The sequence below is a fragment of the endosymbiont of Riftia pachyptila (vent Ph05) genome, from assembly GCF_000224455.1.
Taxonomy (GTDB): Bacteria; Pseudomonadota; Gammaproteobacteria; order Chromatiales; family Chromatiaceae; genus Endoriftia; species Endoriftia persephonae.
The window spans coordinates 1-26,808 of the sequence record NZ_AFOC01000048.1; the positions used below are offsets into that span (position 1 = coordinate 1).

At 59.9% G+C, this 26,808-nt stretch carries 25 protein-coding genes and 1 pseudogene; 15 read left to right on the forward strand and 11 right to left on the reverse strand.

The annotated features are described in order from the left end of the window. The 6 genes from RIFP1SYM_RS18045 to RIFP1SYM_RS08910 form a co-directional block, all read left to right on the forward strand. On the forward strand, positions 1 to 672 hold a 672-nt coding region (locus RIFP1SYM_RS18045; RefSeq protein WP_039960135.1), incomplete at its 5' end, for a hypothetical protein. Positions 673 to 847: 175 nt separating this feature from the next. After that, the gene (gene modA, locus RIFP1SYM_RS08890; protein WP_039960136.1) at positions 848 to 1,594 is read left to right on the forward strand and encodes a molybdate ABC transporter substrate-binding protein; all 747 of its coding nucleotides are present in this window, start codon (positions 848 to 850) and stop codon (positions 1,592 to 1,594) included. Further along, positions 1,584 to 2,264 carry a molybdate ABC transporter permease subunit gene (modB, locus tag RIFP1SYM_RS08895; protein WP_006474519.1) on the forward strand — a complete coding sequence of 227 codons (681 nt, stop codon included), beginning with the start codon at positions 1,584 to 1,586 and terminating at the stop codon, positions 2,262 to 2,264. The genes modA and modB overlap by 11 nt, the downstream gene beginning before the upstream one ends. Further along, positions 2,261 to 3,328: a molybdenum ABC transporter ATP-binding protein gene (modC, locus tag RIFP1SYM_RS08900; protein ID WP_005962685.1), complete on the forward strand. Its 1,068-nt coding sequence runs from the start codon at positions 2,261 to 2,263 to the stop codon at positions 3,326 to 3,328. The genes modB and modC overlap by 4 nt, the downstream gene beginning before the upstream one ends. Positions 3,329 to 3,447: 119 nt before the next feature. Continuing rightward, positions 3,448 to 4,491 (forward strand): NUDIX hydrolase, encoded by a 1,044-nt coding sequence (locus RIFP1SYM_RS08905; RefSeq protein WP_005962688.1) that lies wholly within the window; start codon positions 3,448 to 3,450, stop codon positions 4,489 to 4,491. 189 nt (positions 4,492 to 4,680) lie between these two features. Continuing rightward, on the forward strand, positions 4,681 to 5,679 hold the full coding sequence (locus RIFP1SYM_RS08910; protein WP_006474522.1) for an NAD-dependent 4,6-dehydratase LegB: 999 nt from the start codon (positions 4,681 to 4,683) through the stop codon (positions 5,677 to 5,679). A 118-nt stretch (positions 5,680 to 5,797) separates the two neighbouring features. Here the strand turns inward: RIFP1SYM_RS08910 and RIFP1SYM_RS08915 are convergent, their stop codons facing one another. From RIFP1SYM_RS08915 to RIFP1SYM_RS08925, 3 genes are read right to left on the reverse strand one after another with little or no spacing between them, the layout of a single operon-like run. Then, positions 5,798 to 6,934: a glycosyltransferase family 4 protein gene (locus tag RIFP1SYM_RS08915; protein WP_006474523.1), complete on the reverse strand. Its 1,137-nt coding sequence runs from the start codon at positions 6,932 to 6,934 to the stop codon at positions 5,798 to 5,800. Beyond that, positions 6,924 to 7,841, reverse strand: a complete 918-nt coding sequence (locus RIFP1SYM_RS08920) for an NAD-dependent epimerase/dehydratase family protein (protein WP_005962697.1) — start codon at positions 7,839 to 7,841, stop codon at positions 6,924 to 6,926. The genes RIFP1SYM_RS08915 and RIFP1SYM_RS08920 overlap by 11 nt, the downstream gene beginning before the upstream one ends. Then, the gene (locus RIFP1SYM_RS08925; RefSeq protein ID WP_006474524.1) at positions 7,838 to 8,575 is read right to left on the reverse strand and encodes a sugar phosphate nucleotidyltransferase; all 738 of its coding nucleotides are present in this window, start codon (positions 8,573 to 8,575) and stop codon (positions 7,838 to 7,840) included. The genes RIFP1SYM_RS08920 and RIFP1SYM_RS08925 overlap by 4 nt, the downstream gene beginning before the upstream one ends. Before the next feature lie 278 nt (positions 8,576 to 8,853). Between RIFP1SYM_RS08925 and RIFP1SYM_RS08930 the strand changes: the two genes are divergently transcribed. Next, a complete protein-coding gene (locus RIFP1SYM_RS08930) occupies positions 8,854 to 9,708 on the forward strand; it encodes a putative RNA methyltransferase (RefSeq protein ID WP_006474525.1) in 855 nt (284 codons plus the stop codon). A gap of 63 nt (positions 9,709 to 9,771) precedes the next feature. On the opposite strand, the gene ubiA is transcribed toward RIFP1SYM_RS08930, so the two are convergent. Together ubiA and RIFP1SYM_RS08940 are read right to left on the reverse strand one after the other, a co-directional pair. Further along, positions 9,772 to 10,599, reverse strand: a complete 828-nt coding sequence (ubiA, locus tag RIFP1SYM_RS08935; protein WP_005962705.1) for a 4-hydroxybenzoate octaprenyltransferase — start codon at positions 10,597 to 10,599, stop codon at positions 9,772 to 9,774. Positions 10,600 to 10,680: 81 nt separating this feature from the next. Then, entirely contained in the window at positions 10,681 to 11,256 is a 576-nt protein-coding gene (locus tag RIFP1SYM_RS08940) for a chorismate--pyruvate lyase family protein (RefSeq protein ID WP_005962708.1), read from the reverse strand. Positions 11,257 to 11,471: 215 nt separating this feature from the next. Here RIFP1SYM_RS08940 and RIFP1SYM_RS08945 point away from each other — a divergent pair, with 215 nt between their 5' ends. From RIFP1SYM_RS08945 to RIFP1SYM_RS08965, 5 genes are all read left to right on the forward strand, one after another. Next, positions 11,472 to 12,848: a dockerin type I domain-containing protein gene (locus RIFP1SYM_RS08945; protein ID WP_006474528.1), complete on the forward strand. Its 1,377-nt coding sequence runs from the start codon at positions 11,472 to 11,474 to the stop codon at positions 12,846 to 12,848. A 65-nt stretch (positions 12,849 to 12,913) separates the two neighbouring features. After that, entirely contained in the window at positions 12,914 to 13,273 is a 360-nt protein-coding gene (locus RIFP1SYM_RS08950; RefSeq protein WP_040819385.1) for a hypothetical protein, read from the forward strand. Positions 13,274 to 13,421: 148 nt separating this feature from the next. After that, positions 13,422 to 16,439: a heparinase II/III domain-containing protein gene (locus RIFP1SYM_RS08955; protein WP_005962714.1), complete on the forward strand. Its 3,018-nt coding sequence runs from the start codon at positions 13,422 to 13,424 to the stop codon at positions 16,437 to 16,439. Then, the gene (locus RIFP1SYM_RS08960) at positions 16,400 to 16,897 is read left to right on the forward strand and encodes a dockerin type I domain-containing protein (protein WP_005962718.1); all 498 of its coding nucleotides are present in this window, start codon (positions 16,400 to 16,402) and stop codon (positions 16,895 to 16,897) included. Before RIFP1SYM_RS08955 ends, RIFP1SYM_RS08960 begins: the two co-directional genes overlap by 40 nt. Before the next feature lie 24 nt (positions 16,898 to 16,921). After that, positions 16,922 to 17,230, forward strand: a complete 309-nt coding sequence (locus RIFP1SYM_RS08965; protein WP_139042103.1) for a hypothetical protein — start codon at positions 16,922 to 16,924, stop codon at positions 17,228 to 17,230. Between the two features lie 65 nt (positions 17,231 to 17,295). Here the strand turns inward: RIFP1SYM_RS08965 and RIFP1SYM_RS08970 are convergent, their stop codons facing one another. Then, positions 17,296 to 17,538: a hypothetical protein gene (locus RIFP1SYM_RS08970; protein WP_039960137.1), complete on the reverse strand. Its 243-nt coding sequence runs from the start codon at positions 17,536 to 17,538 to the stop codon at positions 17,296 to 17,298. A gap of 31 nt (positions 17,539 to 17,569) precedes the next feature. Beyond that, positions 17,570 to 19,640, reverse strand: a pseudogene (gene recG / locus RIFP1SYM_RS08975) (ATP-dependent DNA helicase RecG). Positions 19,641 to 19,730: 90 nt separating this feature from the next. Between recG and RIFP1SYM_RS08980 the strand changes: the two are divergent. Next, entirely contained in the window at positions 19,731 to 20,150 is a 420-nt protein-coding gene (locus tag RIFP1SYM_RS08980; RefSeq protein ID WP_005962729.1) for a secondary thiamine-phosphate synthase enzyme YjbQ, read from the forward strand. Between the two features lie 40 nt (positions 20,151 to 20,190). On the opposite strand, the gene RIFP1SYM_RS08985 is transcribed toward RIFP1SYM_RS08980, so the two are convergent. Next, positions 20,191 to 22,626 carry an ATP-dependent Clp protease ATP-binding subunit gene (locus RIFP1SYM_RS08985; protein WP_039960140.1) on the reverse strand — a complete coding sequence of 812 codons (2,436 nt, stop codon included), beginning with the start codon at positions 22,624 to 22,626 and terminating at the stop codon, positions 20,191 to 20,193. A 148-nt stretch (positions 22,627 to 22,774) separates the two neighbouring features. Between RIFP1SYM_RS08985 and RIFP1SYM_RS17455 the strand changes: the two genes are divergently transcribed. Together RIFP1SYM_RS17455 and RIFP1SYM_RS08990 are read left to right on the forward strand one after the other, a co-directional pair. Continuing rightward, complete coding sequence (locus RIFP1SYM_RS17455; protein WP_138921811.1) at positions 22,775 to 23,158, forward strand: hypothetical protein; 384 nt, start codon at positions 22,775 to 22,777, stop codon at positions 23,156 to 23,158. Between the two features lie 87 nt (positions 23,159 to 23,245). Continuing rightward, positions 23,246 to 23,890, forward strand: coding sequence for a PEP-CTERM sorting domain-containing protein (locus tag RIFP1SYM_RS08990; protein WP_005962735.1), 645 nt, complete (start codon positions 23,246 to 23,248; stop codon positions 23,888 to 23,890). A 96-nt stretch (positions 23,891 to 23,986) separates the two neighbouring features. Here RIFP1SYM_RS08990 and RIFP1SYM_RS08995 read toward each other — a convergent pair whose 3' ends face one another. The 3 genes from RIFP1SYM_RS08995 to RIFP1SYM_RS09010 form a co-directional block, all read right to left on the reverse strand. After that, positions 23,987 to 24,535 carry a pyridoxamine 5'-phosphate oxidase family protein gene (locus RIFP1SYM_RS08995; protein WP_005962737.1) on the reverse strand — a complete coding sequence of 183 codons (549 nt, stop codon included), beginning with the start codon at positions 24,533 to 24,535 and terminating at the stop codon, positions 23,987 to 23,989. A gap of 54 nt (positions 24,536 to 24,589) precedes the next feature. Then, the gene (locus RIFP1SYM_RS09000) at positions 24,590 to 24,949 is read right to left on the reverse strand and encodes a hypothetical protein (protein WP_005962740.1); all 360 of its coding nucleotides are present in this window, start codon (positions 24,947 to 24,949) and stop codon (positions 24,590 to 24,592) included. A 576-nt stretch (positions 24,950 to 25,525) separates the two neighbouring features. Beyond that, a partial coding sequence (locus RIFP1SYM_RS09010) for a TRAP transporter permease (protein ID WP_039960144.1) occupies positions 25,526 to 26,808 on the reverse strand: 1,283 nt, incomplete at its 5' end.

Sequence of the window (26,808 nt, forward strand, 5' to 3'; positions counted from 1 at the left end):
GCATTCGCTGCCTGGTCTACGGTCTATGCTGACCAGGCCTACTTCAAGCTCGGCAACGCCAACATACCCAGCAAGATCTCAGGCTATTCCGGTACACTCACACGCCTCAACGTAGGGGAGTTCAGCTATGAAGAGCCACTCTCGCTACCTAGCAGAGACTATGGCTCAGAAGAGACACGCCTTCGTCACTCCCATGCCGGCATTACCGACGTCAGCTGGCAAGAGAATCACGACAAACCCTGCGACATCAAGGCCACCCCGCGGGCGCTGAACAAGGCTAGCGTAAAAAAGCAGCCTTCGTCTAAGTCAAAGAACATCTGCACCGGCAGCGCGGGTAACAAAAAAGTGGTCAGCCTACCTGCCGGCCAATATGTACACGGCATCAGTGTCTGCACCACCAACAAAAAACAGAGTAGCAAAAACCGCTTGAAGGGGATTGCGCTCTATGCCGCCACGCTCTCCACCAGCCCACCGCTGGTGCGCAGCATCAATGCCGCAGCAGAGAAGGTGCAACACACCAACTGCAGAAAATGGCATCAATATGTAGGCTGCCCCAACGGCTATATTGCCACCGGCCTGCAGATCTACTCCCAGGATGACAGTTTCCGCGGCCTTGGCCTGAAATGTCGAAAGGTTGAGCTCAGCCCAAGCCCTTTCTTCTCTACTGAATAGCAATCGAACCATCATGACAGCGAACCTGGAAACTTACCCAGGCGACGCTATCACACAGCCTCACCCTCCCCGCCAACCGGCATACCCCAGCCAGTTGATGAATCCACTGGCGTTTTTGTATATCGTTCACCCAGCGTCGATCTATCAGGAGTAGCGATGGACCCACCCAAGTAGACTGGCAACCCTACTGATCTACGCGAGCTGCCTGCTCTTCTCAAGCATCATCCAGGCAGAGACGCTGCGGATCGCGGTCGCCGCCAACTTTGCCGAGACCCTGCGCAGCATCGCCAAACAGTTCGAAGAGAACAGCGAACACAAACTGGTGCTGGTGGTCGGCTCCACCGGCAAACACTATGCGCAGATCCGCAACGGTGCCCCTTTCGATGCCTTTTTTGCCGCAGACAGGCGACGCCCCGAGATGTTAGATCAGCAGGGATTGATGGTCCCAGACAGCCGCTTCACCTACGCAGTGGGGCGCCTCGCCCTGTGGAGTCCAGACGCAACTCAGGTCGATCCGGCTGGAGAGGTGCTGAAGAAGGGCAGCTTCCGCCACTTGGCCATCGCCAATCCCAAACTCGCCCCCTACGGTCGGGCGGCCCAACAGCTGCTGCAAAAACACGGCCTCTGGCAGGCGTTGCAGTCGCGGATGGTGCGCGGCGAAAATATCGGCCAGGCGTTCCAGTTTGTGAAGAGCGGCAGCGCCGAGCTGGGCCTTGTCGCCCTATCGCAGATCCAGCGCCCGGGGCAACCGATCCCCGGCTCTTACTGGCTGGTGCCAGGGTCGCTGCACACCCCGATCGAACAACAAGCGGTATTGCTGCGAGAGACAGCCGCAAGCCGCGCCTTCTACAACTTCTTTCAGAGTGACAGGGCAAAGGCCACCATCCAGGGCTATGGCTACGGAACCCCAGATGCTGGATGAGGCCGATCTCGCCGCACTCTGGATCACCCTCAAGCTAGCCGGCCTGACCACCCTGATCCTGCTACTGCTCGGCACCCCCCTGGCTTGGTGGCTGAGCCGCACCCGCTGCCGCCTGAAGGTGATTGCCGAGGCGATCATCGCCCTGCCGCTGGTGCTGCCCCCCACCGTGCTCGGCTTCTACCTGCTGATCGCCCTCGGCCCCCACGGCCCCATCGGCAAGCTGCTGGAGTCCCTCGGCGGCCGCCCCCTCGCCTTCAGCTTCAGCGGGCTGGTGGTCGGCTCGGTCTTCTACTCCCTCCCCTTCGTGGTACAGCCGCTGCAGAACGCCTTCAGCGCCATTGGCCGACGCCCGCTGGAGGTGGCCGCCACCCTGCGCGCCACCCCGTTCGACCGTTTCTGGAGCATCGCACTGCCGCTGGCCCGGCCCGGTTTTCTCACCGCCGCGGTGCTTGGCTTTGCCCACACCGTGGGGGAGTTTGGTGTGGTGCTGATGATCGGCGGCAACATCCCCGGCGAGACCCAAGTGCTCTCAATCGCCATCTATGATCATGTCGAGGCGCTCGAATATGCTCAGGCCCACTGGCTTGCCGGCGGGCTGCTGCTGCTCTCCTTCCTGATGCTGCTGGCGGTGTTCAGCCTCAACCGACGTTTTGCGGTGGGCATGCGATGAGCATCCAGGCACGCTTCCAGATCGAGCGAGGTGAGTTCCAGCTGAGCACCGAATTCACGCTGCCAGCGAGCGGGGTGAGCGCCATCTTCGGCCCATCCGGTTGCGGCAAGACGACCCTGCTGCGGGCGATCGCCGGGTTGGAACGCTGCCGGGATGGCTACCTCAAGATCGGCGACACCCTCTGGCAGGATTGCCGCCACTTTGTGCCCACCCACCGCCGCCGGCTCGGCTACGTGTTCCAGGAGGCGAGCCTGTTTCCCCACCTCAGGGTACGCGGCAATCTGGAATACGGCCTGAAACGGCTGCCAGCGGGAGAGCGCCATGTCGACTTCGACCAGGCGATCGCCCTGCTCGGTCTGGAGCCGCTGCTAGCACGCCGTCCCAACGGGCTCTCCGGCGGCGAACGGCAGCGCGTCGCCATCGCCCGCGCGCTGCTGACCAGTCCGCAACTGCTGCTAATGGACGAACCCCTGGCCGCCCTCGACCTGCAGAGCAAGGCGGAGATCCTGCCCTTTCTCGAGCGGCTGCATGCGGAGCTAGCAATCCCAATCCTCTATGTCAGCCACGCCCCCGAGGAGGTGGCACGGCTGGCCGACCATATTTTGCTGATGGAGGCGGGAAAGATTCGCGCCAGCGGGCCGATCGCTGAGATCTTCACCCGCAGCGACCTGCCGCTGGCCCACGGCAGCGATGCGGAGGCAATTATTGAAGGTCGAGTGGTGGGCCACGACGACCGCTTCCATCTCACCTCCGTCGCCTTCTCCGGCGGCCGCTTCACCCTCGCCCGCAGCGAGATCGAGGTCGGCCAGGCAGTACGGCTGCGGGTACTGGCGCGGGATGTGAGCCTGACCCTGGCACACCAGCACGACACCAGCATCCTCAACATCTTCCCGGCGCAGGTGGTCGAGCTCTACCCGGAGAGCCCCTCACAGATGACGGTGCGGCTCAACGCCGGCGGCACCGCCCTGCTCGCCCGCATCACCCACAAGTCGGCCAACCTGCTCGGGCTGGAGCCTGGCAAGGCAGTGCATATGCAGGTCAAGTCGGTGGCACTGCTGGGCTAGCCACAGTGGCTGTTTGGGATCGGTTTTATCGCCATCTCCCTGGCCATCTTCTTCATCACCTCTCGGCTGCTGCTGGTATGGTGGCGAAACTATTCATAGCGCCTAAGTAGGAGCCCCGCATGCCTTGGTTGTCCACCGACAAGGAGAGTTGCAGACTCTTCTGCGAACCACTGAGTGGCGAAGCCAGTCGTCAGGAGGCCCGTCTGCACCTCGACGCCCAACAGCTGCTCGACTTCTACCATCGGGAGCCGCCCATCTCCGCACAGATCGCGGGCACAAAGTACCGCTTGCCGATGAGCCTTGCGCTCTCCGGCGAGGCGCTGCAGCAACCAGCGGTAGAGATCGAGGCAGCCAGTGATCCGATCGGGTACGACATAGAGCACTTCCAGGCCCCGCTGCTCCGCCAGCTGTCTGGCGAAAAACGGACGGAGCTGCACAACGGCCAGGTAACCCGCCTAGCCAGGCTCGATACCAGCAGCAGTCAGCCCCGCCTCAGCCTCAGCCGGGGCAACTACTTCGACGGCCTGACCAGCAACTTTGCCATGGACTACCGACCGGAAGGGGAGAAGCAGACACTGCGCGAGGCCCTCTCCGCCGAATCGGGTCGGCTCGGAGGGTTTTCCGACAGCGGACTGCTCAACCATCTGGGGCTGGTGGGGTTGATCGAATCGGCCGACGGTCAACTGCTGGTGCCACAGCGCAGCGGCCGGGTCGCCAACCGTCGCCACAGCCTCAGCAGTTCGGTCTCCGGGGCGCTCGACTGGGACGACCTGCGCCACTCCAGCGATGGCTGGCACGGCATACTCGCCGGACTGCGAAGGGAGGTCAGGGAGGAGCTAGGTATCACGCCGGATAGAATTCGTTGTCTCGGCCTGACGCGGGAGTTTCTGCGCGGCGGTAAGCCGGAACTCTACTTTTATCTGCGCAGTGAGCTGAAATTCGCGCAGATCCTCAGCGCAACCCGACAAGCTGAGGACCGCCGGGAGCATCTGCGCCTGCTCCCCTTCGAACTCGCCAGCCCAGATACTCCGACCAAGAGTGACGAATTCGAGCGACGCCTACAGCGGCTGCTAGAGCAGCTGGGGCAGCAGGCCAACCTGACCCTGATTGCCGGACTGCTGCTGTTGCACAGAGCGTTGAAGTGCACCGACTCAAGCCCCTGATTGGCAACCACCGCAAGCCCCGCAGCCCTAGAAATTGCACTGTTTCCCACTATTTCGACTGGATCTTGCGCGCCGTTTACCGGGCATCTTATACTGCGGCGTCTTAAAATCGAGGCAAATATAGGGTTTTCCCAGAAAAAACCACGACTTGCCTCTTTATTCACTCCCCAAAATCACCAAGAGCCAACCATGGAAATAAAAGGTAAGAAAGTACTCGTTACCGGCGCCGACGGCTTTATCGGCAGCCACTTGACCGAGACCCTGATGGATCTCGGTTGCGACGTAAGAGCATTTGTCTACTACAACTCATTCAACTCCTGGGGTTGGCTCGACTCCCTGCCCAGGGAGAAGCAACAGCAGCTCGACATCTTCGCCGGCGACATTCGCGATCCAAACGGTGTCGAGACTGCGATGCAAGGGGTCGATGTGGTATTCCATCTGGCGGCGCTGATCGCCATCCCCTTCTCCTACCACTCACCCGACTCCTACGTTGACACCAACATCAAGGGCACCCTCAACGTGCTGCAGGCAGCGCGCAAGCTGGGCACCGAGAAGGTGCTGGTAACCTCCACCTCCGAGGTCTACGGCACCGCCCAGTATGTGCCGATCGATGAGAACCACCCCTACCAGGGGCAATCACCCTACAGCGCCACCAAGATCGGCGCCGACCGGCTGGCGGAGTCATTCTACCGCTCCTTCGACCTGCCGGTGACCATCGTGCGCCCATTCAACACCTACGGTCCGCGTCAGTCGGCCCGCGCAGTGATCCCGACCATCATCACCCAGCTGCTGAACGGCGCCGAAGAGATCAAGCTCGGCAGCCTCAGCCCGACCCGCGACTTCAACTTCGTCAAGGATTCGGCGATGGGTTTTGTCGAGATCGCCAAGTCCGACAATGTGATCGGCGAAGAGATCAACCTCGCCACCGGGGTCGAAGTCTCCATCGGCAAGCTCGCCAAGACCATGATCGAGCTGATCAACCCCAACGCCCAGATCATCACCGACGACGAGCGCATCCGCCCCGGCAAGTCGGAGGTTGAGCGCCTGCTTGGCTCCGCCGACAAGGTCAAGTCACTCACCGAGTGGGAGCCGAAATACGACCTGCGCGCCGGCCTCGCCGAGACCGTCGAGTGGTTCAGAGATCCCAAGAACATCGCCGGCTACAAGTCCTGGCTCTACAACATCTGAGCCAGTCGCCGCCCCTCCGCTCTGGAGGGGCGTTACCCCGCCCAGCAGTCCACCGATCCCAGCTCAATCCCACAAACGCCATTCACTCAGAACGAAATCAAGCTGGAATGCGGCTGTTTCAGGCCAGTTTCTTGATCAGCTCCACATAGCGCCAGGCGATCGCCTTCAGGGTGAAACTCTCCAGATAGAAGCGTCGCACCCGCTGCGAGGCTGCCTTCCAGGCCACATCCGAATCAAGCAGGAAGCGGATCTCACCGATCTGTTCCTGCAGGGTGGTGACCACGCTGCCAAGCCGATTGTTGGCTACCAGGTTGTCGGGGTCGAAGGTGGTAACCACCGGCACGCCATAGCTCCAGGCTTCGAGAAAGGTGGTGGGAAAGCCCTCCAGAGTGGAGGTGCTGCAGAAGAGTGAGGCGCTTTTGAACAGCCCGGGCAACGCCTCTTCCGCCACCCGACCATGCATAGTGACATTGATCAGCGACTCACCGCGCTGCATCAGTCCGTTGGCGTAGTCGGACTCTTCGTTGGGCGTGCCGACCACATCGAAGCTGACCTCGGGACAAGCCTCAGCGATATCAAACAACCACTCCAGCCGCTTGGTCTCGACGATACGCCCCATCCACAATACCCGTGCATGGCCCGACTCGGGAGGCGCAGGCGGCTTGAAATCATTGCCCGGTCCGATCACCGGCAGCGGCACAGTGGTGGAGTTGATGGAAAAGTTCTCGCTCATCAGCTGCAGCTGCTTGCGGGTCTGGGAGATCACCAGGTCGGCCCGGCTGAGACCCTGCTTGTAGAGCCAGATCTCACGCCCGAGATGAAGAAACGGCAGCTCCGGCACACAGTCACCATCGCTGGCGATATTGAAGATAAAACTCGGCCTGCCCGGCACCAAGTCGCATCCCAGACCGACCACACCGGTCTCGCTGGCGCCGCCCATCTGCAGGTAGATCTTCGCTCCAACCCGGCGCATGGTGGACCAAACTTTGGTCATGCGCGGATGCACAAAGCGCACCACTGGCAACCCCTCGTCCGGCCCGAAGCTCTTAAAGATGGTGACACCATCGATCTCGATGGCATCCGGCTGGCCGTGGTCGTAGGTGATGAAAGCGACCTTCAGCTCCTCCTGAGCCAACCCTTTGGCGAGGGAGACCAGTACCTTCTCGATGCCGCCCAGATAGCGCGGCACCGACTCGCCGGCGAGCAAATCGTAGCACTTCAGGCCAACGATGCAGATATCGAAATCATTCGCCATCGCGATGCTCATCCAGCATGTCGAGCAGCGACTGCTTCAGGCTGATCTGTGGCTGCCAGCCGATCGCCTCGCGGATCTTGTGGTTGGTGCCGTAGACTCGGTCGAGATCGACACTGCGAAAGCGCGAGCGATCCACTTCGACCGAATGGCGGCCATCGGTTAGCGCCTGCAGAATATCGATCAGCTCACCGATCCCGGTGGGGTGGTTGGAGCAGACATTGTAGGCCTCGCCGGGGGTGCCTTTCAGCGCCAACTCCCAATAGGCCTGAACACAGTCGCGCACGTCGACGAAGTCACGCTCAGAGGCGGTGTTGCCGACGGTAATGGTGGCGGTACCGGGGTCGGCGAACTGGGCGCAGAGCATCGCAGCCACCCAGCGCTCCGGCAGGCCAGGGCCGATCAGGTTGAACGGTCGCGCCACCACCAACGACAGCCCGAACAGCCCGGCGATCTGCCGCGCCCACTCGATCTGTGCCGACTTGCTCTGGCCGTAGTGGGTCTCGCCAGCGACCGGATCGTCCTCGTTGAGCAGACCATCCTCACGCATCTGATACTCGGCGGCGGACCCCACCAGCAGGATCCGGGTCTGCTGGCAACCGGCCTTGGCCAGCGCCCGCAACAGGTTGTTGGTGCCACCCACATTTACATGCCAGAGCAGCGCATCGTCACAGGGCGGCATCACCGCCGCCAGGTGGAAGACGATATCGGGGCGCTCCTGCGCAATTGCCGCCTCAATCTGGCCCGGGTCGGTCACATCGAGGGGGAAGTGGGCATCCAGCTCGACCCCATCGACCGCCCCCAGCCCCAGGCCGACGATGCGCGGCGGCTCCGGCAGCTGGCGCAGAAACGCCACCAGATGGCGGCCGGTAAAGCCAGCCACGCCAGTCACCCAGACCGTCTGACTCATTTCTTGATCCCGAGGAACTGATCCTCCATCCCAGCGAACTCCTCCTGGGCGGTGGCGTAGTCGTCCATGCGGCCGATGTCGAGCCAGTAGCAATCCTCCCGGTAGAGGGCCACCTTGCCGCCCTGGTCGTGCACCCGCTGGATCAGATCAGGCATGTCGAGGTATTCGTCGGGGTCGATGCCGGCGATCACCTCGCGGTTGATCACGTTGACCCCCATGCTCACCTCATAGTGGTAGGTGGGCTTCTCGATAAAGCCCGTGAACAGGCCGTCATCGTCACTCTGCACCACCCCAAAGTCGATCTTCACATCGCGCTTGTAGACACCGATGGTGAAGTCGGCCTGCTGCGCCTTGTGGAACTCGATCATCTTGCCGAAGTCGAGGGTGGTGAGCAGATCGCCGTTCATCACGATCACCGTCTCTGGCAGATCAGGGATGCGCGCCAGCGGTGCGGCGGTGCCCAGTGGCTTCTCCTCACCTGAGTAGCTGATCCTGGCATCGTATTTGGAACCGTCACCGCAAACCGCCATGATGATCTCGGCCAGATAGCCGGTACAGATGGAGATATCCTTCAGGCCGAAGGAGCCGAGGCGGCGCATCAGTACCTCAAGGATCGGCTTGTTGCCGAGCGGCACCAGGGGTTTCGGCAGCACCGTAGTTAGAGGCCTGAGGCGCATCCCCTTGCCGCCCGCCAGAATCACCGCCCTTACGTTATCCACTGCTGATTCAGCCATCACCGATCCTCTTTGTTCCTATTGGATTAGCGGGCAAAGCGTACCATTCGCCCGGTGAAACCGCCGCCGAAAAACCCCAACCCAGATCACAAAATCGCGAGCGCCCATGCCGTTCCCGCAGGCGAAAAATCAGCGGCAAGCGATGTGGATGGAGAAGTTTCGGTCATTCTTCTTTATTGGCGGGTCAAGCAGGATGGCAACAGACGCCATTCCCGCACGTCGGTCATTCTCGTAAACTTCCCTTGCCTTTTCAATCACAGCAACAGGCCAGACAGACCATGCAGATCATCCCCGCCGACAACCTTGCCTGCCCACTGGATGGCCAACCCCTGAGACAAGATGACAGACGCTGGCTCTGCCCCGACGGACACAGCTTCGACATCGCCCGTCAAGGCCATGTCAACCTGCTGCCGGTGCAGCAGAAGCGTTCCCGGAATCCAGGCGACAGCAAAGAGATGATTACCGCACGAGGCCGTTTTCTGCAGAGCGGCGTCTACGCGCCCATCGCCGCCACCCTGGGCGAGCGGGTCATCACCGAGCTGGCAGAGACGCAAAGCGCCCGGATCCTCGATGCTGGCTGTGGTGAGGGCTACTATCTGGAGCAGCTGATGATGCAACTGGAGGCTCGGCCCCGCAAAGGCACTGCGGCCCTAGTTGGCCTCGACATCTCAAAGTGGGCGGTACAGGCCGCCGCCCGCCGCAGCCGCCAGATCCGCTGGCTGGTGGGCAGCAACCGGACCCCACCGCTGCAGCCGGAGAGCCTGGAGCTGATCCTCTGCCTATTCGGGTTTCCACTTTATGAGAGTTTTCGCCGCTGCCTCAGCCCGGACGGACGGATCATCCTGGTCGACCCAGGACCGGAGCACCTGATCGAGCTGCGCCGGATCATCTACCCGACCCTGAAACGCCGCCCGCCGCCCGGGCTGGAGCAGGCCGAGGCGGCCGGATTCCGGCTGACCGACAGCAGAGAGCTACAGTTCGCAACCGCCCCCCTGGGAGCCGAGCAGATCGCCGACCTGCTGCTGATGACACCGCACCTCTTCCGCACCAGCCGGGAGGGCAAGGCCGCCGCAGAGGCACTGCAGCAGATAGCAGTGACGGTGGATGTGCGATTCAGAACCTTGCGCCTGTAGGATGTGATGAGCCCGCAAACCGCATCAATCACATGATTTTCCGACAGATGCGGCTCGCTTCGCTCACCCCAGCAGCAGATAGTCGAGCAACAACCCGACAAACACCACCAGACCGAAGTTGTTGTTGTTGAGAAATGCCTCGAAGCAGGCCTTCGGCTCGCGGTCGCGGGTGATCCACTGCTGGTAGACAAAGAACCCAGCCCCAGCAGCCACCCCAAGGAAGAAAATCCAGCCGCGCCCCGCCATCGCACCGGCCAGCCCCAGTAGCCCGAGCATCAGGAGCTGCAGCAGGCCGATGATCAGCAGATCGTGCCGGCCAAACAGGATCGCGGTGGATTTAACACCGATCTTCAGATCGTCCTCCCGATCCACCATCGCGTACTGGGTATCGTAGATCAGCGCCCACAGCAGCGTCGCGCTGAACAGCACCCAACTGACTGGCGGCAACTGCTGCTGAATCGCCATGAAGGCCATCGGCACCGCCCAGCCGAAGGCGGCCCCCAGCACCACCTGAGGCAGGTGAGTGTAGCGCTTCATGAATGGATAGACCGCCGCCAGCAGCAGCGCCACCAGTGACAGCGCCTTGGTCTCATGGTTGAGAAAGAAGAGTAGCGCGAAAGCGCTCAGGGAGAGTGCCGCAAACACCCCCAACGCCTCCTTTGGGCTGACCAACCCGGCGGCGATCGGGCGCAGCTTGGTGCGCTCGACACGGCCATCGATGTGACGATCGGCAAAGTCGTTGATGGCACAACCGGCGGAGCGCATTAGCGTCACGCCGCAGATAAACACCAGCACCACCCTCCAGGATGGCCGCCCCTCCCCCGCCATCCACAGCGCCCAGAGCGTCGGCCAGAGCAGCAGCAGGATACCGATCGGTCGATTGAGCCGCACCAGCAGGGCGTAGCGACGCAGCCGCTCACCCCAAGAGACAGGCCCCCGACTGTAACGAATCCAACTTCAGCTCTGGCGCACTCATGAGGTTTTCTCCATCGGTATCCTGGGCAGGAAGATCTCATTCACCAGCAGCGGCCGACCTGAGACGTGGAACAGGGTACGCCGCCCCCACAGTTCATCCGGCACAGGCTGCAGATCAACACTCGCGGCGCTAAACAGGCGGTGTCGTGGCTGCAGGCGTGCCACCTGGGTTCTGCCTCGTTTGATCCGCGAGTCAGAGAAGAGCACCGCGCCCAGCGGCTTATCTCCCAACAGGGTCAGGCGCCGGGCCGCCCCTCGCAGTGTAGAGGCGGGGATCAGGGTGCGAGCGAAGACCCAGGGGACCTCATCACAGAGCAGCTCCACCTCCCGTACCAGCGCCACCTCGCCGCGACGCATGCGCAGCAACTGTGCCTCGCTGTAGAACGGCGTCCCCCAAGCCTGGCGCAGCAGCCGCACCCGAAACCGGCCACTGCAGGCCGCCACTACCCGCCGCGTCAAAGAGCCTTCGTCGCGCAGCCAGGGCAGCACCCCGGCAGGCACCTGCGTCAACCGCTGGCGGTTCCAGCCAGACCAGTTGGGTTCGACTACCGTATTGTCGCGGGAACCTGACACTGCTCACCCCGGGCGAAAAAAGAGCGCGGATTATCGCATAAAACCGCCGTTTCTTTCTCTCCACCAGTTATGAGCAGCTCCTGCCCGGCCAAGAATCCACGTTGTTTTTTGATCGGCATTAACTACAATTTTTCTAAGGATAATAACAACAGGGGCGCCCGTCCCACGGCGGGTATGGATTGAAAATTCGTCAGGCTCTCCTGGGGGGGATCACGATGAAATCTTCCGCGTCACAAGCAGTTATCCGAATCGCGCTGTTCTGCGCGCTACTCTTCACTACCATTCCGGCCACCAGCATTGAGCTTGCCGATACCCTGGAGTTTGATGGGCACTACTACTATCTCTGGCCCGAAGCGGGCCTGACTTGGGCACAGGCCCAAGCGGTTGCCGCTCAGCAGCGCCTCGAACTGCCCGACGGTCGCATCCTGCCCGGGCATCTCGTCACCATCAGCAGCCAGCCGGAGCAGGACTTCATCTCCACCACCTACATGACCCGCAACTGGCTCAAGCTCTGGATTGGCGGATTCCAATACTCGTTCGACATTGAACCCGCTGGCTACTGGGCCTGGGTCACCGGCGAGGAGATGGGCGACATCTACAGCCAGTGGTCCTACACTTTCCTGCAACCACCGGAGCCCGGCAACAACCCCAACAACCCGGTCGGCAACGAAGATGTATTACGGATGCTGATCAACTGGGGGAGCGGCACCCCACCCGGCACCGGCAATGATCTCTGGCACGACTTCAACCACGACGAAAACGCCGGCGACAGCTACGGCATCTCAGTGGTTGAATTCGATGAATTGGGTGACAATTTCCTCTGCTTCACCCGCCCACCCGGTGTGCGCGTAGTCAGCAGCAGCCGCTGGCGCTCCAGCGCCACCCCGGAAGAGGGCTGGACCCTGAGCGGCTTCGACGATTCCGCCTGGTCACCGGCACGCGCCCCATTCCCCAATCCGAAACCGCCCACCGAACTGATCCCCGGCACCACCGCCCAGCACATGTGGCACGACCCGGCAGGTGATTCCAACGGCATCAGCGGCGATGAGACCGTCTACCTCCGTTACACCTTCAACTACAATCCGGCCCCCGACGATCCCCCGGCTAAGGCGATCGCCAAGATCGTCGGCGACGATGACTACGAGTTTTTCGTCAATGGCGTCTCAGCGCACATCAATAGCGACGGCGGCAATGCCGACAAAGTCGACAAGGTCGACTTTTCCAATCTGATCATGCTGGGTGAAAATGTACTCGCTATAAAAGCAACTAACTATGCCAAAACCCGCTGCTACTGGCGTTGGAACAGCAATCTGAAACGGTGGCGGCGAGAGTGCTCTCTTATCCCCACCTACAAGCGAGTGTTGTTCGATGCCTACACCGCCGCAGGCTTCACCGAAGGGACCCCACGCGCCGACCTCAACGACGACTGCTGTGTCGACCGCCATGACTTCAAGCTGCTGCGCAGCGCCCTGCGCAACCAAACAGAACCAGCGAACCGCTACGATTTGAACCGCGATGGCGCATTCAATGTCGCCGACTTCCGCTTCCTGGTCCACCAGTTCACCAAAAAACGGGGCAAGGCCTGCAAATAGTGAGGCAACCAATCATTCTGACCTAACACAATGAACTAGCTCAGCATCGAACTGTGGAGTCAGCCATGAAAAATAGCGTCTTTATCTTAATCCTGATGCTCCTTGTCACATCAGCCAGTGTGCGAGCTTCAGATGAAATACGAGCATCCGACTATGGGCATGTCACCTCCGTTATTGTGATGGGCCAGCTCTGGCAGAACCCAAATCGCGGCGGTTTCTTCTTCTATACCGACAACCAGCCAGCAGAGATCAGCTATTTCATCGTTCGCGGCAATACCGAGACATACATCAATCGCCTCCTAGCGACACTCCTTTCTGCAAAGAGCATGAACCAAAAGGTGGCTATCAACTATAGGCCAACCTCAATCCCTGACCCAAACACAGGCCTATTCGAAGGTGAGGTTGTCTCGATCTCTATTAAATAGCCTCGGCAGGCACTCTCATTAGGGAACAGGGTTTGTTGAATGGCGCAGCAGAGTGAAAGGCACTGAAAGCGAAGCGGGCAGCCGGCCAGTACCAACCACTCAATAACCGAAGCCAACTGAAATCCCATATTCCACAGGAAGGTACACCATGTCAGATCCAATCAAGAGCATGTGCTATCTGCCAACTGGAACAGGCTTAGTCTTAAGTCTGTTAAATGCCTTTGTGTTTTTACTGCTACTGCTCACACCCACGCTGTTTATGGAGAGTGGCATCGCTCATGCCGTGGCGGACGACGAATTTGTTTTTCGGGTTCGCGGCCAGGATTTCAGCTCAAAAAATGCATTAGTTGCCAAGGTCAGAGAGAGCTGGAACGCCCAGAAACCCGCCATTGAAGCCCAATGGAAGGCGGCAGGCTCTTATACAACAGCGCTGATTCGATGGACTGTCTTTGATGTGGTGATTTTCAGCTACTCCATCAAACACAGCGTCAAAAGCGTATCACTCCCCGACCTGCCAACAGCCACTATTGGCCTCCACACCTCACCAAACACCTGGGCATTTGAGGTAAAGATACCTGTCGATTGGAAGCTGAATGTGCGCGCCTCACTGGGAACACTGAATGCAGACGCAGACTTGGCGACAGAGATCACCCTAGCCGGCGACATAAGACTGGAAACCAACGGTCACTACACCCTCTCCCTGAAAAACCTCAGGGTAAATGCCAACACCTCTACAAACAACAGCATCGACTACTCCATCCTTGGCATCCCTTTTACCTGGCGAGCAGCGGATTACCTGGTAGAGCTCGGGCTTGATGCCATCATGGAGCCAAAGATCAGAACCGCACTATTAAGCCACGATGCAAATTACAACAATGTGCCAGACCTCGATGAAAGTTTTGACCTGGCGTCACAACTCCCCAGCGACGCACTACCATCGGGGCCGTTGATCTACCCGATCTACACACACCTCACCGCTCAAAACAAAATTACCTACAGCCTGACCATCGAGGATGACACGCCTATTGTTGAGCTTACCTTCGGCTCCCCCATTACCGGCGCCTGGCATCCCGAGTGGGCAGCCCACCCCCGCCTGCTCTATTCGGCCACCGAGAGGGCATCCATCGTACAAAAGAAGAACGACGGCCTTGTTGATTGGTACACCAGCATCCACACCAAGGCCGGCGAGACACCTCAGTTCGCCACACAAAACGCCGAGGGCATCGTTGATGAGGCCGTAGGCTGGCCGATGGAGATTAATAATGCCCATATTGCATTAAGCGCAACACTTGTCTACGACCTGGAAGGTCCCTCTGCCAAAGCATTCAGAAACAATGCGCTCAAGGTTCTCTTTAACTTCCATGACCAGATTGGTGATGGGCTATTTACCGAGACCTGGGGACATAAGAGCCTGCATACCGCAGAGATATTAACGACCTTGAGCCAAGCCTATGATCTGCTGTTAGGCACAAATTTTCCCAACAACATCTCGGCAGACGAGATCCTGGCAAATGAGTTTGCACTGCCATTCTGGGATTGGTGGCGCGCCAGCCTCTTCATCTCCATCGGCAACACCCAGAGTGCAAGAGATCTGCTAAAAAGACGGATCGACGGAAAGCTCAAGCGACTGCGCGATCTGACCTATCTGCATACACACATCTGGGATCTGGCTGAAAGCCCGAACATCTCGATGCGCAATGCCGGCGCCCTTGGCATCTCCGCACTCCTGTTCAACCAGGCCCCGGATGCCTACGAAAATATCAGTCTAGCGATGTCGGTGATCTGGAAGCGCCTGGGCATCTCGGCAAGCCAACCGATCAACGACTTCTTGACCTTCAGCAAAGAGACAGAGGGCAGCGGCTATTCTGAGGGTCCAAACTATCTCAGCTATGCTGCCGATCTCTACCTGCCCTTCATGTGGGCCTATAATAATCTACTTGGCACAGCCCCCGATCAAACTTTCATCAATAATGACTGGGTTCGGCAGAATGCCATCATCATCCCCAACCTGATCACCAGCGAGCGCGCCAGAAATATCCACCAATGGTCACTCGAGCTCTCCATGCCAAACGGCCTGCGCCCCAACATCAAAGATGGCAACTACGCCGCCTTCTATAGTGGTCTGCTCGCCAACGCAAAAGCCTCTGACACCGACCAAAGGGCACTCTGGGCCTGGGACTTCTCCCGACACAGCCAGTTGGGGCGGCGTCTTGTTGACACGTTTGTCGCCTTTGATCCTACACTAGCAGCGCAATCACCGGAGACACTCTTCCCCTCACCAAGTCGTCTCAACGCCGAGACGGGCAACCTAGCATTCCGCAATCGATGGACCGAAGATGCGATCTACCTGCATCTACTGGCCGATCGCAAATGGTCGGTTGAGCAGGCAATCGGCGGGCTTCGCTTCCCCAAGCATCAGCAAGAGGACAACACCAGCTTCATGCTCTATGCTTTTGGCGAGCCGTTGGCACTAGATAGTGGTTATGGCAGCTTTGCTGTGCGGGATTTAGTCAACAAGGCTGGCAACCACAATCTGATCTTGGTGGATAATCTGGGCCCAACTCCCACAAGCGACGCCTTTGTAGAAAAGACATTCGATAGCGAACAGCTCGACTTTGCTGAGGTCACGATTGCATACGGTGGGGCAGATATCACCAGAAATGCCCTCTTTATCGACGACCGTTATTTTGTCTTGATGGATGAGCTGCGCGCCACTGCTCCGCATCAATACGACTGGCTGTTGCACGGCAATGGCATATACAGCTCAGCCGGCGAGCGCCACCTCTGGACAACAGCCAACCAACGACAACTGCTGCTGCACCTCACCAACAGCAGTAGCGATGGCGCTAGCACAGTAACTGCCGATCCTGATGCACTTCACTTCAACGCCTGGAGCAATGATCCCGCACAGGCCCTGAAGCACACCCGAATAGCCGCACATGAGGTGTCGAGCGCCAATCTCAACTACCTCGCCCTGCTCTTCCATCCGTTTCAAGTGAAGCGCTACCTGTCACCGCATCCTTCAGCGATGGCAGCAGCCACACGGGCATTCGAGTCGACTTTGGTGACTATGCAGACATCTTCATCGCCAGGCAGCCTGGCCATTCAGGCGCAACCCGCTACGATGTGCCTGATCTGCAACCTGATATCGACAACAGTGATATAACCACCGACGCCGAGCTCCTGTTCGCCAGGGTCGCGCATACTGGGCATATCCTGGGCCTGTTTGGGCGCAACCTCTCCCACGTCACTTACAACAACAAAAACTACCTGGACCAGGGCACGCCAGCGGCACTGACCTCAACCTGGTATCCGGATAGCGATGGGGATTTTGTGCCAGATGGTGAAGACGCCTTTCCTGACAACCCATCAAGATGGCGGCAGGCAATTACTCCGATGCTTGAGCTTTTGCTGCTCAGCTCCACTGCTCTTGCCGGAGATCTGGATAACAACAGCTGTGTTGACCGAAGTGACCTAAGAATCATTCAGAGCTATATCCGCAGCCACGCCGCCACCGAACCAACTCCCGACTATGACCTAAACGGAGACGGCTCAGTGAATATTGCCGATGCACGCTTCCTGGTCACTCAATTCACCAATGCACGGGGAGCACCCTGCAAATAACCACTGCAAATGGGAGGAGGTAACGTGAACAAGCACCTTCAATATCTGCTGCTTACCCTACTGATCGGTCTATTCGGCGCGCCGGCTGCGGCGGTCACCATCTCCGTCGAACCCTCATACACGGAGACCCGACAACTTGGCATCCCGATCAGCCTCGACATCACTGTTTCTGGGCTCACTGCCGGTGGACCTGACTCCCTTGGCGCCTTCTCCATGGATCTCGCCTTCGGCTCTAGCATCCTCGGCTACGACTCGGTCGACTTCGGGGCGTTCCTGGGCGCACCGACCCACTGCTGTTTGAGGCCGACTTCTTTGTCGATGAGAGCGGCCTAGCCGGATCGCCAAGCACACTCTACATCGAAGAGATCTCTTTTCTCACCAATCTGGAACTGGATGCACTACAGGGCTCCAGCTTCACCCTGGCCACGCTCCACTTCACAACCGTGAGCAGAGGACTGACCCTGGTCAGGCCGCAGAATGTGGTGTTGAGTGATGCTTATGGCTTTCAGCTGGCCGCCCCCAGCATCGACGTTGGCCGCGTCTATGTTGATGAACCACAGACTCTGTGGCTGCTGCTCATCGGCAGCATCGCACTCTCTCTGGCCGGCGCCAGCGCGCTTAGGACTGGCACTGATGTCCATGCAGGAGCGCCACCTGTGGCGCCCCTCTGGGTCAGACCCGCCCATACTCCACCCGCTGACCGAGCCAGCGCTGGACTAGGGCGGCAGCCTGTTCTGGATGGTGCTGCACCATCTGGTCGGCAGCCTCACGCACCTGGTCGAGCATCCCCTGGTCGCGCACCAGGTCGGCGATGCGCAGTTGCACCTCGCCAGTCTGGCGGGTACCAAGGACTTCACCGGGGCCGCGCATCTCCAGATCTTTTTGGGCGATGAGGNACCGTCGCTGCTTTCGCGCAGGATCGCCAGGCGCTGGCGGGCGTTGGCGGAGAGGGGGGCCTGGTACATCAGCACGCAGTGAGAGTCGACGCTGCCGCGCCCAACCCGACCGCGCAGCTGGTGGAGCTGGGCGAGGCCGAGCCGCTCGGGGTTCTCGATGATCATCAGGCTAGCGTTGGGCACGTCGACCCCCACCTCGATCACCGTGGTGGCCACCAGCAGGTCAATCTCGCCCGCCTTGAAGCGGGCCATGATCTGTTCCTTCTCATCGGACTTGATCCGCCCATGCACCAGACCGACCTCAAGCTCCGGCAGGGTCTCAGTGAGGCTTTCAGCACTCGCCTCGGCGGCCTGGGCCTGCAGCAGCTCCGACTCCTCCACCAGGGTGCAGACCCAGTAGACCTGCCGCCCTGCGGCACAGCCGGCGCGCACCCGCTCCACCACTTCGTCGCGGCGGTTGTCGGGGATCACCACCGTCTGCACCGGGGTGCGGCCGGGCGGCAACTCATCGATCAGCGAGATATCCAGGTCAGCGTAGGCGGTCATCGCCAGGGTGCGGGGGATCGGGGTGGCGGTCATGATCAGCTGATGGGGGCGGTGGCCACCGTTCGCCCCCTTCTCTCGCAGGGCCAGACGCTGGTGCACGCCGAAGCGGTGCTGCTCATCGATGATCACCAGCCCCAACCCAGCGAAGAGCACGTCATCCTGGAACAGGGCGTGGGTACCCACCACCAGCTGGGCTTCACCCTGTGCGATCCTCTCCAACTGGGCCTCCCGTGCCTTGCCTTTGAGCCTGCCGGTGATCCATGCGATGTTCAGATCGAGGGGTTCGAGCCACTGACGGAAGCTGCGCAGGTGCTGTTCAGCGAGCAGTTCAGTGGGGGCCATCAGCGCCACCTGCAACCCCGCCTCCACCGCCTGTAGCGCCGTCAGAGCGGCGACGATGGTCTTGCCGCAGCCCACATCCCCCTGCACCAGCCGTTGCATCGGCACCGGCTCGGCCAGGTCGCGCTCGATCTCCCCACCACCCGCTGTTGGGCGGCGGTCAACTCGAACGGTAACTGCGCCAGCAGCGGACGGCGCAGGCGGCCATCCCCGAGCAAGGCCGGGGCACGAGTCTGCCGTTGCTGCTGACGCAGCTCGCGTAGGCTGATCTGGTGCGCCAGCAGCTCCTCGAAGGTGAGGCGCTGCTGGGCCGGGTGGGCTCCCTCCAGCAGCAGCGGCTGGGGCGCATCCGGCGGTGGACGATGCAGATAGAGAATCGCCTGGCGCAGATCCGGCATCGCCAACCCCTGCCGCAGTGGTTCGGGCAACAGCTCGGTCAAATCCTTCGGCTCAGTCTCAAGCAGCGCCAGCACCTGTTCGGTGAGGTTTCTCAGGGTCAGTTGATGCACCCCCTCGGTGGTGGGGTAGACCGGGGTGAGATGCGCCTCCACCTCCAGGGTTGCGCCAGAACTGACCGCCTGGTACTCGGGATGCACCATCTCCAGACTATTGGGGCCGTTGCGCACCTCGCCAAAACAGCGCAGTCGCACGCCCCGGCCCAGCGCCTGTTTTTGGGCGTTGGAGAAGTGGAAGAAGCGCAGCAAGATGCGCCCGCTGCTGTCGGCGAGGCTCACCAGCAGCGAGCGGCGTCGACCAAACTTCACCTCCACCCGTTCCACCTCGCCCTCTACCGCCAGCTGGGCACCTGGGCGCAGGCTGCCGATGGGATGCACCCGAGTGCGATCCTGGTAGCGCAGCGGTAGGTGGAACAGCAGATCCTGCAGGGTGAAGATGCCGAGCTTCGCCAACCGCTCGGCCACCTTCGGCCCGACCCGCTTGAGGCTGGTCACCGTTGCTGTCAAAGGGTGTTGCGGGGTACGCCTTTTTCAATCCTGTGGGCTTCCCAGTAGACTTGGGCCAAAGCATGCCAGATCAGTGGAGAGAGTCAAAAGATGGTGCACCAGGAGACCCTGCAGTTCGACAGCCGCGGCCGCGGCAGCTTTAACATCACCCACGAGGTGGAGCAGATCATCCGCCAGGCGGGGATCAGAACCGGTATCTGCCAGCTCTTCCTGCACCACACCAGCGCCTCACTGATCCTCTGCGAGAATGCCGACCCGACGGTACGCAGCGACCTGGAGCATTTCATGGCACGGCTGGTGCCAGACGGCGACCCACTCTTCGATCACACCCAGGAGGGTCCAGATGACATGGCCGCCCATGTGCGCTCGATCCTCACCAAGATGGACCTGAGCTTTCCGATCATCGACGGCCGCCCTGGGCTCGGTACCTGGCAGGGGATCTATCTGTGGGAGCACCGCACCCATCCCCATCGGCGGCGGGTGACTGTGACGCTCTATGGGGAGACGTAAGGGTTTGGCCCCCATCTCCGCCTTGCTCCTGGCCGCCCTGTTATTCGATCTGAAACACCACGGTCTGATCCTGTAACAGCACCTGCACCCGGTTTCCGGCGATACACTCCCCCTTCACGATCTTCATCGCCAACGGGTTCTCCAACTGCCGTTCCACCTCACGCCGCAACGGGCGCGCCCCATAGACCATATCGAAACCATCCCGGGCCAGCTTGTCGACCACCACCGGATCCACCTCCATGATGATCTGCTGCAGCCGCATGCGTTCGATCAGCTCCTCCACAAACATGCCTGCAATCTGCCTTACATGCTCCCGTTCCAGGTAGTGAAAGACGATCACATCATCGAGGCGGTTCAGGAACTCCGGTTTGAAAAACTTCTTCACCTCATGCAGCACCAGCTGTTTGGCCTCGTCGTAGCCGGGAGTGGCCGCCTGCACAAAGCCGATCGGGCGCTTCTCTGGCGAGAGGGACTCGGTACCGAGGTTGGAGGTACCGATCAGGATGGTGTTGCGAAACGAGACGGTACGCCCCTGTGCGTCGGTCAACTGGCCATCCTCGAGGATCTGCAGCAGCATATTGAAGACATCCGGATGCGCCTTCTCCACCTCGTCGAGCAGCACCACGCTGTAGGGGTTACGCCGCACCCGCTCGGTAAGCTGGCCACCCTCGCCATAGCCGATATAGCCGGGCGGCGCGCCGATCATCTTCGAGACCTCGTGCCGTTCCATATACTCCGACATATCGAGGCGGATGATGCGCGACTCATCATCCAGCAGAAACGCTGCCAGGGCGCATGCTAGCTCGGTCTTGCCCACGCCGGTTGGGCCGAGGAAGAGGAACGAGCCGATCGGCCGCCGGGATGAGGTGATGCCCGCACGGTTGCGGCGGATCGCATCGGCCACCGCGCGCACCGCATCCTCCTGGCCGACGATGCGCCTGTGCAGATTCTCTTCCATGCGCGACAGCTTCTGCGCCTCCGACTCCACCATGCGCGCCACCGGAATGCCGGTCCAACGGGCCACCACCTCGGCGATCGTCTCGGCATTGACTGTCGCCTCCACCTCACCCCGCTGCAGCTGCCACTCCTGGCGACGCTGCTGCAGCACCTGCTCCAGCTTGAGGATCTCCATCTGCAGGCTGGCCGCCTGCTGATAATCCTGGGCATCGTAGCGCTCACCCTTTTCGCGCAGCAAACGCGCCCGCTGCTGTTCCAGTTTTTTCACCGGCTGGGGGATGGAGATCAGCCGGATATGCTGGCGCGAACCCGCTTCGTCGATCAGGTCCACCGCCTTGTCGGGCAGCCGCCGGTCGGTAAGGTAGCGCTCCGAGAGGTGCGCCGCTGCCTCCAAAGCTTCGGGCAGATAGTGGATCTGATGGTGCTGTTCATAGCGGGGCGCGATGCCCTGCAGGATCGCGATGCTCTCTTCGATGCTAGGTTCGCGCACCAGCACCGGATGGAAGCGCCGCTCCAACGCCTTATCGGCCTCCACAAAGCGGCGGTATTCGTCCAGGGTGTCGGCACCGATCACCTGCAGGCTGCCTTGGGCCAGGGCCGTCTTCAGCAGGCTCGGGGCGTCGATGCCGCCACCGCCAGCGCCCGCACCAACCACCGTATGCAGCTCGTCGATGAACAGGATCACCTGACCGCGCGCCTCGATCACCGCATCGCGCACCGACTTGAGCCGCTCCTCAAACTCACCGCGCATCTTGGCACCGGCAATGATCTCCCCCATGTCCAGCAACAGCAGGCGTTTATTGAGCAGGGTATCGGGCACCTCGGCATCGGCAATGCGCTGCGCCAGCCCCTCGACGATCACCGTCTTGCCAACGCCGGCCTCGCCGATCAGCGCCGGGTTGTTCTTCTTGCGGCGGGAGAGGGTCTGGATCACCTGATTGATCTCATCCTCACGGCCGATCACCGGATCCAGCTCGCCAGCCCGAGCCATCTCGGTCAGATCCCGGGTGTACTGTTTGAGGGGGTCCGGGCGGCTCTCCGCATCCTCCGCCTTCAGCGCCCGACCACCGCGCAGATCCTGCAGTGCCTGGCGGGCCTGCTGCAGGGTGATCCCCGCATCCCGTAGCAGGGTCGCAGTGATCCCCGCCTTGTCGTCCAACATCGCCAGAAACAGGGCACCGGTGCCGATAAACTCATCACCAAAGCCTCGTGCCTCCTCATCGGCGATGCGAAATACTTCGTGCACCTCCTGGGAGGCAACCACTTGGTCAGTTTTCACCGGCACGGCATTCTGGTGGTGGTGATGGATCTGGGCAACAATCCGCTCGATAACGACCTGATGATCCGGCAGCAAACCCTCGAGGATCTTCACCGCCTCGGAGTCACCCTGGGAGAGCAACGCCAGCAGGATGAAGTCAGGTGTCAACAGATTCTCATGCAGCGCCACCATTTCGGCCACCGCCATCTCCAGGGTCTGCTGAACTTTCTGGGTGCTTTTTTGTATGTAATTCTGGAACATCAATTCACTGCCGGCAGCTGAATATTAACAGCGAGCCAGGCCCGCAACACTCACCGTTTACCAGAACGAACTCAAAGGAAGTATAGAGAGTTGATGGGTCTGTATGCCTTTCTCCGCACCCTTTATGCTCTCAGCTGGCGGTTAAAGTATGGTCCAGAGAGCTCTCCTTGCCATACCAAATAATCATTACGATTTATTTGCGCTATTTGTAAGCCCTTCTATCCCCACCACCTATCATCTCGAACAGGGCGGTCAGCAGGCTCAGACCTTCGCATTAATCTGTCCAAGACACCGTTTATCGATCGCCACGGCAGGCCCACAGCCTGACAATACAATGCGTCGAAAAAGCTTACAGACACAGCAGGAAATAAGTGCCGGAAACAGTGGTTATATTCTGAAAAAAATACTCTCGCCCCTCATCAGGAACCAAGCAATTTTTTTGGGAATTAACCCCAATTTACAGATCTTACAGTTAGTAAAAAAACGCCTCATAGGAATTAACTCTTTGTTTGTAACCAACTGTTTTTATTGAATTAAAAAATAATTCTCGAAGTTGGCACAGCGGTTGCCTTAAGCCTGCCAGAACTTTTCAATCGACCGACAGACTAGAGACAACACCATGAAAAAAATCATTCGCAAAATCGTCCTCGGCTGCATGCTGCTGGCCCCCGCCTTTGCAAGCGCTGACATCATCACCCTGAACGCCACAGACTCCGGCTGGTACACCAACTATGGTGATCACACCGCGTCAAACACCAACTACATCGCCGGTAATATCCATGGGCAAAAGTATCGCAACTTCTTTGTCTTTGACCTCGCCTCAATCACCGACGAGATCATCTCGGCCACTCTAAAGGTGAACTCAGTCGATGTCTCCAGGAGCGGCATCTGGTCTCTGTTCGATGTCAGCACCGATATCGGTACTCTGACGGCTGGCGGTTCCGGTCTGACCTCAATCTATAAGGATCTGGGAACCGGCACCAAATACGGCGCCACCACAATCTTCTACAAGCAGGATCACATCAACCTCAATGTAGCCCTGAATGGCAATGCCCTCAGCTCACTGAACGCTGCCAACGACCTCTGGGCCGTAGGTGGCCGCTACAAATCAAAGGGGTATGCATTTGGTTACAGCAGCAGCCATTACACGCGTCAGCTGATCCTGGAGACCAAGGCCGACGTGCCTGAGCCTGCCTCTTTGGGTCTGTTGGCTGCTGGCCTGATCGGTCTTGGTGCCAGCCGTCGCCGCAAGCAGAAAGCCTGATCAACTGACTCCCCTGCAAAAAAAGCAGCCCCAACGCTCTGGGGCTGCTTTTTGTCTGTATCACTTCACAACCAAAGGGGCGCTTTGGCCGTCCAATCAGCCACCACCGATAATACCGGTGGGTTTGCCATCGATGCTGAGTACATTGCGCTCCCGCCAGTAGTCGCGGACCCCCTCCTCGCCCTTCTTCTCCGCCCAACTTTTGAGCTCATTCCGCTGCCCGATAAAGTCATAGAGCGGCACAGCAAAGCCACAGGAGGTCTGCACCAGGTCCACATCCATCACCACGATCTGGCGCGCGCCCGGCAGGCTGGGGAAACGGCCGATGTGCTGATCCCAGCCATCACTCCCCTGATGATAGACCCGGGCCTGCCCATAGAGGCGCAGGATCTTCGGCTCGCCCTCGAAGGCGCAGAACATGAGAGTCATGCGAGGATTTTCCAACAGGTGCGCGGCGGTTTCATTACCACTACCTGTCAGGTTGAGCCAGACCACCTGATTGGGAGCGCTGATACGCAGGCTATCCATCCCTTTGGGGGAGAGGTTGATCCGCCCTTCGGCGGCTGCAGTGGCGACAAAAAAGATCTGCTGCCGGATGATGAATGCCGCATGCTTGTCTGAAATTGAATCGTACTGCTTGGCCATCTGATCCCTCTTATTTATCGATTGGATGATGCCAGGAGGCTACCATCGCAAAGCTCACTTCGCCCGCACTTTGCCGCCAAACAACAGACTGCTGAGCTTGCCCCGGTTCGCCATCAGCCACTCATCGCGTTCACTCAGGATGGATCGGGCCATCTGCACCAGAGAGCGGAGCGAGCCGGTGGAGGCAATCTCGATCCGCAACACCTCTTGGGCCTTGGGATTATTCCAGGGACCACCCTTGTGCTTGCGTAGAAACTTGCGGATCTGGGTATGCAGGGTGGCGCGCAGCTCGACCACGATATCGGCCTCTGCCTTCTTCGGCTCACGCCCCACCATGCCACGGCTCATCTGCTCCGCCTGCTTGCAGGTGACCAAGCCCAGGTTGACGCAGTCATTCTTCAGCAGTTCCTCCACCAGCTCACNTGCTCGGCGAGGCGCTCTGGCATCGACTTGCCCTCGGGCACATAACCGGAGGGCGCGCGCCTCGGACGTGCTTTGGGGGCAGACTCTGGCTCCGGTTCTGATTCTGGAGGCTCCTCAGTGTCAGCTTCCGCCTCCGGCTGCCGGGGAGGAGCTGTAAGCTGCTGCAGGCTGGAGTCGAACTCTTGCTCCAGCCACTCCATCTGGCGCTTTAGAATCTCATCAAACTCAGCCGGTGTGCACACATCACTCATGCTTGCCTGGATCGCCTGCAGCACGGTGGAGTTATATTGCGCCAACAAACCAGGATCGCTGATACCCCGGGCGCTGCAGGCCGCCATCACCCGCCCCATGACGTTGATCTCAACCAGCCTGCGAAAAGTATCGTCCATCAGGATCCCGTCCCCTCCCCGAACCCATTGAATAGAATCCGATTCCTGCCACTAATCCTAGCCGATTATGTTGCGTTGGGAGCCTCTGAACGAATTATGAACGGCAGCCTTACAGCCCAGACTTATTCAGAGGCTCCTGTGTAAACCGTGAGTACAACGCCCCAGCAGGATCCCCCCATCAAACATCCGCCTTTTTGAACCATTGCAGCCATATACCGCTGAGCAACCAGGCGTAAGCGTAGGTGCCGAACAGGATCAGCACAAAGACGATGGCGATATCCCTCGGTGTGCCGTTCAGGGAGAACTCTGGCACATAGCCAAACAGGAACGGCGCCAGATAGAGAAACTTGGCGAATTTGAAGGCGGTGAACGCCGTCTTCCACATGTTCGCCTTGGCGATGGTGGCGCCGGCGAAGGCGGCGATACAGACTGGCGGTGTGATGTTGGAGTCCTGGGAGAGCCAGTAGACGATCATGTGGGCGGCAAGCTCATTGACCCCCAAGTGAGTCAGGGCCGGCACCGCCACCACTGCGGTGATCAGGTAGGCGGCGGTCACCGGCACCCCCATGCCGAGCACCAGGGAGGCCAGCGCGATCAGCAGGATGGTGAGGAACAGTCGTCCATCTGCCAGTTCGATGACGATATCGGCAAAGGTCAGCACCAGGCCCGAGTAGGTCAGTACGCCGATGATGATCCCAATCACCCCCACCGTGGCGCCGATCTTGAGGCTATTCTCCGCACCGTTACGCGCCGCCACGATGAAGCGCCTGGGGCCGATGCGGGTCTCCTTGCGAAACCAGCTGGTGATGATCGAGGTAAGGATGCCGAGGATTGCCGAATAGCCCGGCGAATAACCCATCAGCATCAGAATGCTGATCACCACCAGAGGTAGGGTGTAGAACCACCCCTTCTTCAGGATTTCCCCGGCACTCTCCTTCGAACGTTCGCCGACGATGTTGTACTTCTTCGCCTCATAGTGAACCATCACGAAGACGCTGAAGAAGTACATGAAGGCGGGAAACAGCGCCACCAGCATGATCTGCGAATAGGGCAGACCCGTCATCTCCGCCATGATGAAGCCGCCGGCGCCCATCACCGGCGGCATGAACATACCGCCGATGGAGGCCGCTGGCTCTATGCCCCCTGCCACATGGGGTTTAAAACCCGCCTTCTTCATCATCGGAATCGTAAACGCCCCGGTGGAGACGGTGTTGGCGATGGCGCTGCCGGAGATCGAGCCAAACAGGCCGCTGGCGATCACCGAGACTTTGGCCGGGCCACCCAGCTTGTGGCCCACAGCGGCCAGGGGAAAATCGATAAAGAATCGTTGCGCACCGCTCGTCTCCAGAAACGCACCGAACACCACAAACAACAGGATGTAGGTGGCCAGCACGTTGGCCATGATGCCGAACACGCCGTCGCTCTTGTAGAAGATCGAGGTACAGAGGTCGGGAAAGGTGT

Bases quoted from the DNA above. Each gene is read 5' to 3' on its own strand.
- modC (WP_005962685.1), top strand. From the start codon at position 2,261: ATGAGCATCCAGGCACGCTTCCAGATCGAGCGAGGTGAGTTCCAGCTG.
- RIFP1SYM_RS08995 (WP_005962737.1), bottom strand. From the start codon at position 24,535: ATGGCCAAGCAGTACGATTCAATTTCAGACAAGCATGCGGCATTCATC.
- RIFP1SYM_RS08970 (WP_039960137.1), bottom strand. From the start codon at position 17,538: ATGGACATCAGTGCCAGTCCTAAGCGCGCTGGCGCCGGCCAGAGAGAG.
- RIFP1SYM_RS08990 (WP_005962735.1), top strand. From the start codon at position 23,246: ATGAAAAAAATCATTCGCAAAATCGTCCTCGGCTGCATGCTGCTGGCC.
- RIFP1SYM_RS08980 (WP_005962729.1), top strand. From the start codon at position 19,731: ATGGTGCACCAGGAGACCCTGCAGTTCGACAGCCGCGGCCGCGGCAGC.
- RIFP1SYM_RS08955 (WP_005962714.1), top strand. From the start codon at position 13,422: ATGTCAGATCCAATCAAGAGCATGTGCTATCTGCCAACTGGAACAGGC.
- modB (WP_006474519.1), top strand. From the start codon at position 1,584: ATGCTGGATGAGGCCGATCTCGCCGCACTCTGGATCACCCTCAAGCTA.
- RIFP1SYM_RS08945 (WP_006474528.1), top strand. From the start codon at position 11,472: ATGAAATCTTCCGCGTCACAAGCAGTTATCCGAATCGCGCTGTTCTGC.
- RIFP1SYM_RS08905 (WP_005962688.1), top strand. From the start codon at position 3,448: ATGCCTTGGTTGTCCACCGACAAGGAGAGTTGCAGACTCTTCTGCGAA.
- RIFP1SYM_RS08985 (WP_039960140.1), bottom strand. From the start codon at position 22,626: ATGTTCCAGAATTACATACAAAAAAGCACCCAGAAAGTTCAGCAGACC.
- RIFP1SYM_RS08915 (WP_006474523.1), bottom strand. From the start codon at position 6,934: ATGGCGAATGATTTCGATATCTGCATCGTTGGCCTGAAGTGCTACGAT.
- RIFP1SYM_RS08920 (WP_005962697.1), bottom strand. From the start codon at position 7,841: ATGAGTCAGACGGTCTGGGTGACTGGCGTGGCTGGCTTTACCGGCCGC.
- RIFP1SYM_RS08950 (WP_040819385.1), top strand. From the start codon at position 12,914: ATGAAAAATAGCGTCTTTATCTTAATCCTGATGCTCCTTGTCACATCA.
- RIFP1SYM_RS08925 (WP_006474524.1), bottom strand. From the start codon at position 8,575: ATGGCTGAATCAGCAGTGGATAACGTAAGGGCGGTGATTCTGGCGGGC.
- RIFP1SYM_RS08930 (WP_006474525.1), top strand. From the start codon at position 8,854: ATGCAGATCATCCCCGCCGACAACCTTGCCTGCCCACTGGATGGCCAA.
- RIFP1SYM_RS08910 (WP_006474522.1), top strand. From the start codon at position 4,681: ATGGAAATAAAAGGTAAGAAAGTACTCGTTACCGGCGCCGACGGCTTT.
- RIFP1SYM_RS17455 (WP_138921811.1), top strand. From the start codon at position 22,775: ATGGTCCAGAGAGCTCTCCTTGCCATACCAAATAATCATTACGATTTA.